Source organism: Sphingorhabdus pulchriflava (genome assembly GCF_003367235.1).
Taxonomy (GTDB): domain Bacteria; phylum Pseudomonadota; class Alphaproteobacteria; order Sphingomonadales; family Sphingomonadaceae; genus Sphingorhabdus_B; species Sphingorhabdus_B pulchriflava.
Map to the genome: position 1 here is coordinate 1169335 of NZ_QRGP01000001.1, position 11724 is coordinate 1181058.

The 11724-nt window shown below is 56.1% G+C and carries 11 protein-coding genes; 7 read left to right on the forward strand and 4 right to left on the reverse strand.

What is annotated here, in order from left to right; translation table 11 throughout:
* Nucleotides 1-383 precede the first annotated feature (383 nt).
* Nucleotides 384-863 carry an Hsp20 family protein gene (locus tag DXH95_RS05865; protein WP_115548464.1) on the forward strand — a complete coding sequence of 160 codons (480 nt, stop codon included), beginning with the start codon at nucleotides 384-386 and terminating at the stop codon, nucleotides 861-863.
* Between the two features lie 102 nt (nucleotides 864-965).
* On the opposite strand, the gene DXH95_RS05870 is transcribed toward DXH95_RS05865, so the two are convergent.
* From DXH95_RS05870 to tpiA, 3 genes are all read right to left on the reverse strand, one after another.
* Nucleotides 966-2600 (reverse strand): CTP synthase, encoded by a 1635-nt coding sequence (locus DXH95_RS05870; RefSeq protein ID WP_115548465.1) that lies wholly within the window; start codon nucleotides 2598-2600, stop codon nucleotides 966-968.
* 104 nt (nucleotides 2601-2704) lie between these two features.
* Nucleotides 2705-3085 (reverse strand): preprotein translocase subunit SecG, encoded by a 381-nt coding sequence (gene secG, locus DXH95_RS05875; RefSeq protein ID WP_476712787.1) that lies wholly within the window; start codon nucleotides 3083-3085, stop codon nucleotides 2705-2707.
* A gap of 79 nt (nucleotides 3086-3164) precedes the next feature.
* Entirely contained in the window at nucleotides 3165-3917 is a 753-nt protein-coding gene (gene tpiA / locus DXH95_RS05880) for a triose-phosphate isomerase (RefSeq protein ID WP_115548466.1), read from the reverse strand.
* Between the two features lie 150 nt (nucleotides 3918-4067).
* On the opposite strand from tpiA, the gene DXH95_RS05885 reads away from it, so the two are divergent.
* Genes DXH95_RS05885 through DXH95_RS05910 form a run of 6 tightly spaced genes read left to right on the forward strand, consistent with a single transcriptional unit; the run spans nucleotide 4068 to nucleotide 9834 of the window.
* Nucleotides 4068-6011 (forward strand): peptidylprolyl isomerase, encoded by a 1944-nt coding sequence (locus tag DXH95_RS05885; protein WP_115548467.1) that lies wholly within the window; start codon nucleotides 4068-4070, stop codon nucleotides 6009-6011.
* Nucleotides 6012-6027: 16 nt separating this feature from the next.
* Complete coding sequence (gene trpE, locus DXH95_RS05890; protein ID WP_115548468.1) at nucleotides 6028-7548, forward strand: anthranilate synthase component I; 1521 nt, start codon at nucleotides 6028-6030, stop codon at nucleotides 7546-7548.
* On the forward strand, nucleotides 7545-8141 hold the full coding sequence (locus DXH95_RS05895; protein WP_115548469.1) for an anthranilate synthase component II: 597 nt from the start codon (nucleotides 7545-7547) through the stop codon (nucleotides 8139-8141). The genes trpE and DXH95_RS05895 overlap by 4 nt, the downstream gene beginning before the upstream one ends.
* Before the next feature lie 38 nt (nucleotides 8142-8179).
* The gene (trpD, locus tag DXH95_RS05900; RefSeq protein WP_239016617.1) at nucleotides 8180-9106 is read left to right on the forward strand and encodes an anthranilate phosphoribosyltransferase; all 927 of its coding nucleotides are present in this window, start codon (nucleotides 8180-8182) and stop codon (nucleotides 9104-9106) included.
* The gene (locus tag DXH95_RS05905; RefSeq protein ID WP_115548471.1) at nucleotides 9088-9645 is read left to right on the forward strand and encodes an AAA family ATPase; all 558 of its coding nucleotides are present in this window, start codon (nucleotides 9088-9090) and stop codon (nucleotides 9643-9645) included. The genes trpD and DXH95_RS05905 overlap by 19 nt, the downstream gene beginning before the upstream one ends.
* Nucleotides 9646-9834, forward strand: a complete 189-nt coding sequence (locus DXH95_RS05910) for a DUF1289 domain-containing protein (protein WP_115548472.1) — start codon at nucleotides 9646-9648, stop codon at nucleotides 9832-9834.
* Here the strand turns inward: DXH95_RS05910 and DXH95_RS05915 are convergent.
* Complete coding sequence (locus tag DXH95_RS05915; protein WP_115548473.1) at nucleotides 9831-11699, reverse strand: ABC-F family ATP-binding cassette domain-containing protein; 1869 nt, start codon at nucleotides 11697-11699, stop codon at nucleotides 9831-9833. The genes DXH95_RS05910 and DXH95_RS05915 overlap by 4 nt on opposite strands.
* Nucleotides 11700-11724 lie beyond the last annotated feature (25 nt).

Below are 11724 nucleotides of genomic sequence, written 5' to 3' on the forward strand. Positions count from 1 at the left end.
GCTATCGGTACGCGCAAGCCAAAGCCTCTATTACAATATTGTTGCAGCGATGACACACTCAGCAAAAAAGCGTTCGACCGAGCCAGAGAATCGTTGCGATAGAGCCGATTTAGGTCATTTTGCAGATGCTGAATAAGGTTCATCGCTGAATGGCCGTGGTTCAGGGGGATTTGGTCCCACGCGATTTCGCGAAAAGCGAAACGGTGAGACCCTGACGAATTTTCGTCAATCAGGCCGTCCAATTTTTATTGGGCGGCCTTGATTTTTGCCTTTCTCATTCCATCTAATCCGTGAGGGAGCCGGAGACGGTCCCTCAACCGAAAAGAAAGCGCCGTGCATGCGGGCTTTCACCCAAACCAAATTGCTCAACAGGAGAATTTGACATGAACCGTTTTGATTTCACCCCCTATCGCCGCAATACTGTCGGCTTTGATCGTCTTTTTGATATGCTGGAAAATGCTCGCGGAGTCACCCAGGGCGACAACTATCCCCCGTTCAACATCGAACGCACTTCCGAAACGGAATATCTGGTAACGATTGCGGTCGCAGGTTTTAAGCCCGACGAAATCGACATTACGGCGCAGCAGAATCAGTTGGTGGTTGCCGGCCAGAAAAAGGTCGATGGCAATGACAACCGCGATTTCCTGCATCTTGGCATTGCCAACCGTAATTTCGAACGCCGCTTCCAGCTTGCAGACCATGTGTTCGTCCGCGGTGCCGACCTTGCTGATGGTTTGTTGATCATTCATCTTGAGCGTCAGGTCCCTGAAGAGCTGAAACCGCGCAAAATCCTGATCGGTGGCACGACGCCGACCATCATTGAACATAGCGATGAGAAGAAAAAGGGCGGCAAGGCTGCTTAAACAAGGGTCGTCGTTCCTGCGCAGGCAGGGACCGCTGGAGTTTCTTCGATAAGCTTCGCTTCAACTTTCAGCGGCCCCGGCCTTCGCCGGGGCGACGCCCAGCTAAACCAAACGGCTCTGCTCAACTGCAGCTTCGATGAAGCTCGCAAACAAGGGATGCGGGTCAAAAGGTTTGGACTTAAGCTCGGGGTGGAACTGCACCCCGATGAACCACGGATGGTCGGGCCGCTCGACGATTTCGGGTAGCAATCCATCAGGTGACATACCGGAGAACATCAGGCCGCCTTTTTCCAACGGTTCTTTGTATGCGCCGTTGACTTCATAGCGATGGCGGTGCCGTTCCGAGATAACAGTCGAGCCATAGATGCCAGACACATGGCTGTTACCGGCTAGCCGCGCTTCATACGCGCCGAGCCGCATCGTTCCGCCCAGATCGCCGCCCGCTTCACGGGTCTGCAACCCTTCCTCGGTCATCCATTCGGTGATGATCCCAACGACCGGTTCATCGGTCGGACCAAATTCGGTACTGGATGCGTCAGCGATGCCAGCCGTGTTCCGTGCACCTTCGATGCAAGCCATCTGCATGCCCAAACAAATACCAAAAAACGGAACCTTCCGCTCGCGGGCGAAACGGACTGCTGCGATTTTGCCTTCGGACCCGCGCTCACCAAAGCCGCCGGGAACGAGGATCGCGTGCATCGGCTCCAGCGCAGCTGCGATATCGCTATCGCCCTTCTCAAACAACTCGGCATCTATCCAGTTGATGTTGACCTTCACCCGGTTGGCAAAACCGCCGTGCGCCAGTGCTTCGTTCAATGACTTGTAAGCGTCTGCAAGGCCAACATATTTACCGACCACGCCGATCGTAACCTCGCCTTCGGGATTTTGCTGCCGGTCGAGAATATCTTCCCACCTACGCAGATCGGGGGCAACACCCGGTGTGATACCGAAGGCGCGCAGCACCTCATAGTCGAGACCTTCGGCATGATATTGCAGCGGCACGGCATAAATGGATTTCGCATCTAGCGCCGGAATAACGGCTTCCTTGCGCACGTTGCAGAAAGCCGCAATCTTCGCCTGCTCATTTTCAGGAAGCGGATGTTCGCAGCGGCAGAGTAAAATGTCAGGTTGCACACCGAGTGCGGTCAGTTCTTTGACGCTGTGCTGGGTCGGCTTGGTTTTCAACTCGCCTGCTGCCGCGATATAGGGAACCAACGTGACATGAACAAAAACCGTCTGATCACGCCCGAGCTCATTCCGCATCTGACGGATCGCTTCGATGAACGGCAGTGACTCAATATCGCCCACCGTGCCGCCAATTTCGCACAGCACGAAATCGAGGCCATCGACATCGGCCTGAGCAAACGCCTTGATCTCGTTCGTAACGTGCGGAATGACTTGCACCGTAGCGCCCAAATAGTCGCCACGCCGTTCCTTAGCGATGATGTCACGATAGATCCGACCAGAGGTTACATTGTCTGATTGCCGCGCCGAAACGCCGGTGAAGCGCTCATAATGCCCTAGGTCGAGGTCGGTCTCCGCTCCGTCGTCGGTAACATAGACTTCGCCATGCTGATAGGGCGACATAGTGCCCGGATCGACATTGAGATAGGGATCGAACTTACGAATGCGGACCTTGTAGCCGCGCGCCTGCAAAAGGGCTGCCAGAGAAGCTGCCATAAGACCTTTGCCAAGCGAGGAGACCACGCCGCCGGTGATGAAAATGTACCGCGCCATGGGAGGAAAGGCCTAAGACGAGTTTAGGGGATTCGGCAAGGGGCGGAATCGGCCCAACCGAAATAAATTTGTCGCTGACCGCCATCGAGGACGATGCAAAAAACTTATTTGTCGACGGGAACTTCGGTGGCCGGTGCAGTTGAGCCGCTTGCCGGCGCTGCTTGAGCGGGAGCCTGCGGTTGCTGGGCCGACGGATCAACTGGCTGTGTTGTAGGTGTCGCGCGCTCCAGCGTTTCATCAATACTGCCTGGCGTTCCGCGCTTTGCCGAAACAAAAGCCAGTGCAATTGCCAGAATGATGAACAGCGCGGCCAAGATTGCGGTTGTCCGCGTAAGAAAATCCCCTGCCCCGCGTGCTGACATCAGACCCGATGGGCTTGCACCCATACCAAGACCACCACCTTCGGAGCGCTGCATCAGAATGACACCGACAAGTGCGGCTGCAACAACAGCGAAAACAACGAGGAGAAAGTGAAACAGGCCCATTTGTATGTCCGATAAATTTTGTGAGGCCAATAGGCCGAGTTACCGCCCACATAAGGACGGTGGCCGAGTTTTTCAAATGTTATCGCGGGGCAGACGCCGCAGCCTCGACAATCGGCAAAAATTTGTCTGCTTTCAGGCTCGCTCCGCCAATCAGGCCACCATCAACATTTGCGACTGCCAGTAAGCTTTTCGCATTGTCGCCATTCATTGAACCGCCATAAAGTATTCGAATAGCAGCGCCGTCCGTGCCAAAGCGCGAAGTCAAAGCGTTTCGAATTGCTCCGTGCATCGCCGCTACATCTTCAATCGAAGGAATACGGCCTGTGCCAATCGCCCAGACCGGTTCATAGGCTATCGAAACCCATTCACTTGTTGCTTCATCGGGTAAGGATCCGGCCAATTGGCCAAGAACCACAGCTTCGGCCTGCCCTGCATCGCGTTCCGCCTCCGTTTCACCTACGCAGACGATCGCCGATAAGTCGGCTGAGCGTGCCGCCAACGCTTTGGCACATACATCTGCATCACTTTCACCTTGCGCCGCACGACGCTCGCTATGGCCGACGATTGTCAGCCTTGCGCCAGCATCCGCGAGCATAATTGCAGAAATGCAGCCGGTGTGTGCGCCCGAGGATGCCATGTGACAATCTTGGCCGCCAATTGCCATTTCCGGAAATCTGCCCGCTGCCGGACGGATAAGCGTAGAGGGAATGCACAATGCCGTATCCACTTCAGGATAAATTGCTATCTTAGATGCAATCTCCTCGACATCATCCAATTGCGCAATCAATCCATTCATTTTCCAGTTTCCGGCGATCAGTTTGCGCATTTTCAGTCCTTCATTGGGAAGTGGTCAAAATTTGATTCGCGCGCTAGCAAAACTGGTTCAAAAACCAAACCTGCTTCATCGCTTGATAACGGCGCGCCTCCCGCCTAAAGCGCTCGCAGGCGGGCCTTTGGCCCATCAAAATTACCCGGGAACCACATGATCAGCTTTATTCGTAAATTGCTCGGCTCGCGTTTTGGTGCGTTTTTCGCACTCGTTTTTGTCGTTCTCGTTGGCTTCGCATTCGCTCTCGGTGATGTCACAGGTTCCGGTAGCTTTGGCGGCCTGGGCGGCGGTCATGTGGCGAAGGTGGGCAGTGAAAAGATCGGTCTCGGTGAATTTAACGACTCTCTCGACAATCAGTTGCGTGCCGAGCGGCGCGACAATCCGACCATCGACATGACCAAATTTGTCGAAAGCGGCGGTCTGGATTCGACTTTGGAGCGCATGATCGATCGCTACTCACTTGCGATTTTTGGCGAAGAATATGGCGTTGCGGTCGGTAAGCGACTTGTCGATTCGGAAATCCGCAAGCTTCCAAATGTTAATGGTCCCGATGGCCGCTTCAGCCAGCAAGCGTTCGATTCCTTTTTGCAGGGCCTTGGCCTTACCGAAGCGATGATTCGTGATGACTTCCGACAGAACCTTTTTGCCCAGCAAATTTTGCCCGTCGCAGGGGTTGGCGCTGAAGCTCCCGCTACTATGGTTCTTCCTTATGCATCATTGTTACTTGAACAACGCAGTGGCGCAGTGGCAATCGTACCTTCACAGGCTTTCCTGCCCAAGGTGGCACCCAGTGAAGCGCAACTGGCTGCTTTTTACCGCAGCAATGCGAGCCGCTTTGTCGTTCCGGAAAAGCGAGCCATCAACTATGCTATTTTCGATGCGTCCATTATCGGAAACAAGGCTACCCCGACAACGGATGAGATTGCCGCTTATTACAAGGCAAACGCAAAGCAATATGGTGCATCGCAGACGCGCAACATCAGTCAACTTGTTTTCCCGACCGAAGCGGCAGCCAAAGCCGCGGTTGCAAAAATTTCAGGCGGTCAATCATTCGATGCTGTCGCTCGCGAATTAGGTTTGAGTTCAACCAATAGCGATGCCGCAACGCGCGAAAGCTTAACGCAAGGCGCATCCAAAGCTGTCGCGGATGCCGTTTTTTCAGCTGCGTCTGGAACAATCGCTGCGCCAACGCGCGGCAGCCTTGGCTGGTATGTAGTAAAAGTGAACGGAGTGACACAAGTTGCCGCACGGCCTTTGGCAGTCGTAAGCGCAGAAATCGCGAAGACTTTGGCTGCGGAAAAGCGCATCGAAGTTCTGTCGGATCTGACCAGTGAAATCGAAGATGAATTTGCTGGCGGCTCGACGATCGCAGATGTAGCCAAATCGCAAGGCCTGAAGGTCGAAACAACGCCCAAACTGTTCGCCAATGGCCAGAACCCTGCAGCACCAACATACAAACCGATACCTGAAGTGGGTCAACTGTTGCAGGCTGCTTTCCAGATGGAAACTGACGGCGACGCTCAATTGATCGAACTGGTACCAGGTGAAAAATATGCGATGCTCTCTATCGCTGATTTTGACGAAGCTGCGCCACCGCCGTTGGGACAAGTTCGCAATGCCGTTACGCAGCAGTGGGCGATGTCCGAAGGTGGAAAGAAAGCAAAACAGGTTGCCGAGCAAATTCAAAAATCGGTGAATGCAGGCAAGAGCCTTGATGAAGCCTTGGCCGCCACAGGCGTATCGCTTCCTGCCGCGCAAACGGTTTCAGGTATGCGTAAGGATATGAACCAACCCGATCAGCCGATGCCGCCACCGCTCGCGATGATGTTTGCTATGAAGCAGGGAACGGCAAAAACACTCGATGCTGGTGCCGACCGAGGTTGGTTCGTGGTCAAATTGAACACAATCATCAAAGGTGACGCGAGCAAGGAAACCCAACTTCTAGCCGCACGTCGGCAAGAGCTATCAGGCCTGATGCAGCAGGAATTTGCCGCACAGTTGATTAACGCCGCACGCGCTGAAGTCGGCGTGACCAAGAACGAAAGCGCTATAAAGGATTTGCGCAATCGGCTCACCAATCGCGACGTAGCGCAATAAGGCATAGCGGACGGGTATGAACGACACCAGCTCGGCCCGTCCCGCAGATTTCGCTCGCGCGCAACTAGCCGCAGGCCAATCCGCCATCGTTTGGCGCGATCTGATCGCTGATACCGAAACCCCGGTTTCGGCGGCGCTTAAACTGTTTGAGACTGGACGTGGCGACTTCATACTTGAATCGGTTGAAGGCGGTGCTGTACGCGGGCGGTACAGTCTAATCGGTCTCGCTCCTGACGTTGTCTTCCGCGCTGAAGGCGATGCTGCCGAAATCAACCGCAGCTGGCAAACCGACCGTGAGGCTTTTTCGCCAACAGGTGAGGGAGCGCTCGCCAGCCTTCGCAAACTGGTTGAAACCTGTCGCATCGATATGCCACAGGGTCTTCCTGCTGCCTTTGCCTGCCTTGTTGGCCATTTTGGCTATGAGACAATTGGCTTGGTCGAAAAGCTGCCCAGGCCACCTGCAAATCCCATTGGTTTGCCTGACATGATGTTCGTGCGGCCAACGGTGGTGTTGGTGTTCGATCGTCTTGCCGATCGGCTCTACATCGCCGCACCTATATGGCCCGAGGGTGGAAATCCCGAAAGATTGATCGAAGCCGCATATGACCGGATTGATGCTGTAGCGGCCAAGCTTTCACAGCCCGTGCCTTTAGGGCACGCACGTGAAGACCTTGCTGCTTTGCCTGAACCAATACCTGCACTCGCGCCCGGCCAATATGAACAGATGGTGCTGACGGCGAAGGATTATATCGCAGCAGGCGACATCTTCCAGGTAGTGCTCGCGCAGCGTTTTTCGCTGCCCTTCACCTTGCCACCTGTAGATCTGTATCGCGCGTTACGACGTATAAACCCTTCGCCCTTCCTATATTTTCTCGACATGCCTGGCTTCGCTCTCATCGGCTCAAGCCCCGAAATCCTCGTTCGAGTGCGTGACGATGAAGTCACTATCCGACCGATCGCCGGTACAAGGCCAAGGGGCAAGACTGCAATTGAAGACGCCGAAAACCGCGACAGCCTGCTTGCCGATCCCAAGGAACGGGCAGAGCATCTGATGCTGCTCGATCTGGGCCGCAACGATGTCGGCCGCGTGACAGAAGGCGGCAGCGTAACAGTGACCGACAGCTATATGGTCGAATTTTACAGCCATGTAATGCACATCGTTTCCAACGTCGTTGGTCGTCTTGCCAAGGGCAAGGACGCCCTCGATGCGCTTTTCGCGGGATTCCCTGCGGGTACCGTCAGTGGCGCGCCCAAAGTCCGTGCATGCGAGATCATCGCCGAACTCGAACCCGAAACCCGCGGTGCCTATGCCGGCGGCGTCGGCTATTTCAGCCCGGATGGGAATATGGACAGCTGCATCGTGCTCCGCACCGGCATCGTCAAGGATGGCATGCTGCATGTACAGGCCGGCGCAGGCATCGTTGCTGACAGCAACCCTGATTATGAACAGCGCGAGTGCGAGGCTAAGGCAGGCGCCCTGATGGCCGCCGCCCGCGAAGCCGTGCGTGTCGCTGGAGAAGCAGGGTTTGGCCAATGAGCGATAACCGCATCCTTGTCATCGACAATTATGACAGTTTCACCTTCAACCTGGTGCATTATCTGCAGGAACTGGGTGCAGAGGTGGAGGTCGTCCGCAACGACGCGATTTCTGCTGGACAGGCATTGTCTAGCGGCGCGCAGGCATTTCTGCTCTCCCCCGGCCCCTGTACTCCCAATGAAGCAGGTATCTGTCTCGATATGGTCGCAGCCTGCGCAGAAGCGAAAAAGCCGCTGCTCGGCGTATGTCTGGGCCACCAGACCATCGGCCAGCATTTCGGCGGGAAAGTGGTGCGCGGCGGGTTGATGCATGGAAAGACCAGCCCTGTCAGCCATGATGGCAGCGGGTTGTTTTCGGGGCTCCCCTCCCCCTTCACCGCCACACGTTATCACTCGCTGATCGTCGAAGACATTCCTGTCGAGCTGATTGTCAATGCAACCAGCGATGACGGACATGTCATGGGCTTCCGCCACCGCGAGCTGCCGATCCACGGTGTGCAGTTCCACCCCGAAAGCATCGCGACCGAACATGGCCACGCCATGCTGGCAAACTTCATGCGGCTTGCGGGAATGACGCCAAAGGACCGGGTGTGAGTTTATCTCTCAAAGAATCCGAAGCCCTGTTCGGCAGGATGCTCGACGGTGACATGGGCGATGCCGAGATCAAGGCCACCCTGATCGAAATGGCCGAACGCGACGAAACCTCGGAAGAAATTGCAGGTGCCATCCGCGCGATGCGAGCGCGCATGGTCCGCGTTTCTGCTCCCGAAGGTGCCATAGACGTCTGCGGCACAGGCGGAGACGGCGCACACAGCCTGAACGTATCCACCGCGGTCGCCATCGTAGTGGCCGCCTGCGAAGTGCCGGTCGCCAAACACGGCAACCGAGCGGCATCCAGTAAGGCGGGCGGCGCGGATACGCTCGAGGCGTTAGGCCTCAATCTTGATCGTGCGGCAGAAACGGCAGAGCAAACTCTCGCCGACCTCGGCATCGCCTTTCTGTTTGCGCAGAAATATCATCCCGCTCTTGGCCGCCTTGCCCCGATCCGCAGGGAAATCGGACGGCGCACCATCTTCAACCTCTGCGGCCCGGCCTGCAATCCTGCTGGGGTCACACGTCAGCTCATTGGCGTTGCACGACCTGACTTCATGCCCGTTTATGCAGGTGCGCTTGAACTGCTTGTCTATGACGATGCAATGCTGGTGGCTGGCGACGAACCATTAGACGAATTGTCAATTTCGGGCCCAAGTAGTTTCATCCGCCTTGGTCAGCCGCCGGAACGCATTGCACCTGAGGATGCCGGCCTTCCCCGCCACCCCCCCGAAGCGCTAAAAGGCGGAGATGCGCACTATAATGCCGATGCGCTTCGTCGTCTGCTCTCCGGTACATTGTATACGGAACAGGACCGCGCCTATCGTGACGCCACACTTTTCAATGCCGCTGCAGCGTTGATTGTAGCGGGGCATTCTAAAAATTGGCGCGATGGCGTTGAAGAGGCTGGCGAAGCCATTGATAAGGGATTGGCGAAGGCGCTGCTCGAATGTTGGGTTCGTTTTTGAAGTCCGTTTTTACAAAACATATTTGCCTTCACGGTCCGGAAAGTACGGGCAAGTCGACCCTAGCAACTCGGTTGGCTGCGCATTTCGGGTGCGAGGTCGTCCCCGAATATGGCCGCGCTTATTGCGAGGCACATGGCACCAACATCGGAATGGCGGAACTGGTTCATATCGCCGAAGCACAGGATAGCATGAATAGGGCGGCGGCAGAGCGAGGAGCGGAATTGAGCGCGCCGTTGGTGCTGTTCGATACCGATCCATTGATTACTGAAGTCTGGGCGCAAATGATGTTTGAGCATAGCGATCCGTGGTTTGCCGGTTTCAATGGCTATGCCGATCTATACCTCCTGCTCGATATCGATCTGCCCTTTGTCAACGATGGTTTGCGCGTTTATGCGAAAATGGAGGAAAGGCAGCACTTCTTTGCATTGTGTAAATCTGAACTGGATGCGCGTGGTGTCCGCTATGCTTTGGTTCGCGGAATTGGCGATGCGCGCTTTGCTGCCGCGCTCGATGCAATTCAGAAAGTTCTGGCGAATTGAATGGATGACATTGCATCGCCTTGCATCAAGATTTGCACTATTGATCCGACTGGACAGTGGTGTCTCGGCTGCGGTCGGACATTGGTTGAAATTTCTGGCTGGCTACGCGCAGATCGCGCGCAGAGGCTGGAAATACTGGCGAAACTGCCGATCCGACTTATACGTCTGAACCAGAAACTGGCGGACTAGCCCAACGCTTCCAGAGCCTCGCTTGCGGATATCCAGCGTGCTTCTGCGGCCTCCTGTGCGGCTACAATCTTTCCGCGCCGCTGCGACAATTCGCCCATTGTCAGGTCTTTATATTCGCTCGAAGCGGATTGCGGATCGAACATCGCTTTATCAATCGCGGACAGCACGACTTCCAGCTTTGCCAGATCAGCCTCGGCATCGTTTACTTCGCGTTTCAGCTTTGCCTGCGCTTCACGCGCCGCTGCCGCGGTCTTCTTGTCTTCCTTCCGGTCAGCTTTTGAAAGCTTTTCCTTGGCGGGGCCTCTGCCTAGAATGAAGTCGGTATAATCCTCGATCGACCCGGAAAATTCCTTCGCCGTCCCACCGTCGACCAACACCAACCTGTCTGCCGTCAGCTCGAGCATGTGCCGGTCGTGACTGACCAGCACGACGGTACCAGCATATTCGTTCAAAGCTTGCACCAAAGCTTCACGCGCATCGACGTCCAAGTGGTTGGTCGGTTCGTCGAGGATAAGCATATGCGGCGCCTCACGGGTAATCAGAGCCAGCGCCAAACGGGCGCGTTCGCCTCCTGATAGCTTGCCGACCTGCGTGGTCGCCTTCGCGCCAGAAAAGCCGAAGCGCCCTAGTTGTGCGCGCACCGCACCGGGCGTCGCGCCTTTCATTTGGCGGGTCATATGCTCCAGTGGGGTATCGTCGCCATCCAATTCTTCGACTTGATATTGCGTGAAGTAACCGACGCGCATCTTGCCCGATGCGTTCATCGAACCCTCCATCGGCGTCAGTTGCGCCGCGAGCAAACGCGCCAATGTCGTCTTGCCGTTGCCATTGCGACCCAAAAGCGCAATCCGGTCGTCGGGGTCGATACGCAGGTTCAACCGCTGTAGCACCGGGTTGCCCGGGCTATAGCCGACACTGGCCAGATCGAGCGTGATCAGGGGCGGTTTCAATTCGTCAGGGCTGGGGAAATCGAAACTTAGCGTGGGATCGTCGACCATCGCTTGCACTGGCTGCATTTTTGCAAGCGCCTTGGCTCGGCTCTGTGCTTGCTTGGCGGTGGAGGCGCGGGCCGAGTTGCGAGCGATATAGTCCTGCAACTTGGCGCGTTGAGCATCCTGTGCCGCCTTGGCCGCCGCCAATTGTGCAGCCCGTTCGGCGCGCTGGCGCTCAAAACTGTCATAGCCGCCGCTATAAAGCGTCACCTGTCCGCCTTCGAGGTGCAGGATATGGTCGACGACATTGTTGAGTAGATCGCGCTCGTGGCTGATCACAACCATCATGGCAGGATAGTTTTTGAGGAAGTTTTCGAGCCACAAAGTCGCTTCCAGATCGAGGTGGTTTGACGGTTCGTCGAGCAGCAACAAATCAGGTTGCGAAAAGAGCAGCGAGGCCAGCGCAACACGCATCTTCCACCCACCCGAGAAACTATCCAGCGGTTGCCCTTGCATCTCTTCGTCAAAGCCGAGGCCAACCAATATGCGCGAGGCCCGTGCCGGTGCAGTATAAGCGTCGATGGCGATCAGCCGTTCGTGTACCTCAGCCATCCGGTCTGGATCGAGATCTTCCTGCTCACTTTCGAGCATAAGTGCAGCGCGCTCTGTGTCAGCGGCCAATACGGTTTCAAACGGCGTCGCGTTGCCCGCTGGCGCCTCCTGCGCGATGTATCCGATTCGCGTCCCTTTGGGCATTTCGAGGCTGCCATCGTCCGCCTCCAGCGAACCGATCATCACCTTCATCAAAGTCGACTTGCCGGCACCGTTGCGCCCGATCAAACCGATACGGCCATATGGCGGCAGCGCCGCGGTGGCGCGGTCGAGGATAGTGCGTCCGCCAAGGCGCACGGTGATGCCGTTCAGGTTGAGCATGATGGCGCGCGCCTAGCAGAGCCAA

Excerpts from the sequence above, each read along its gene's own strand:
- DXH95_RS05865 (WP_115548464.1), top strand. The coding sequence starts at position 384 with ATGAACCGTTTTGATTTCACCCCCTATCGCCGCAATACTGTCGGCTTT.
- DXH95_RS05870 (WP_115548465.1), bottom strand. The coding sequence starts at position 2,600 with ATGGCGCGGTACATTTTCATCACCGGCGGCGTGGTCTCCTCGCTTGGC.
- secG (WP_476712787.1), bottom strand. The coding sequence starts at position 3,085 with ATGGGCCTGTTTCACTTTCTCCTCGTTGTTTTCGCTGTTGTTGCAGCC.
- DXH95_RS05885 (WP_115548467.1), top strand. The coding sequence starts at position 4,068 with ATGATCAGCTTTATTCGTAAATTGCTCGGCTCGCGTTTTGGTGCGTTT.
- trpE (WP_115548468.1), top strand. The coding sequence starts at position 6,028 with ATGAACGACACCAGCTCGGCCCGTCCCGCAGATTTCGCTCGCGCGCAA.
- DXH95_RS05895 (WP_115548469.1), top strand. The coding sequence starts at position 7,545 with ATGAGCGATAACCGCATCCTTGTCATCGACAATTATGACAGTTTCACC.
- trpD (WP_239016617.1), top strand. The coding sequence starts at position 8,180 with ATGCTCGACGGTGACATGGGCGATGCCGAGATCAAGGCCACCCTGATC.
- DXH95_RS05905 (WP_115548471.1), top strand. The coding sequence starts at position 9,088 with ATGTTGGGTTCGTTTTTGAAGTCCGTTTTTACAAAACATATTTGCCTT.
- DXH95_RS05910 (WP_115548472.1), top strand. The coding sequence starts at position 9,646 with ATGGATGACATTGCATCGCCTTGCATCAAGATTTGCACTATTGATCCG.
- DXH95_RS05915 (WP_115548473.1), bottom strand. The coding sequence starts at position 11,699 with ATGCTCAACCTGAACGGCATCACCGTGCGCCTTGGCGGACGCACTATC.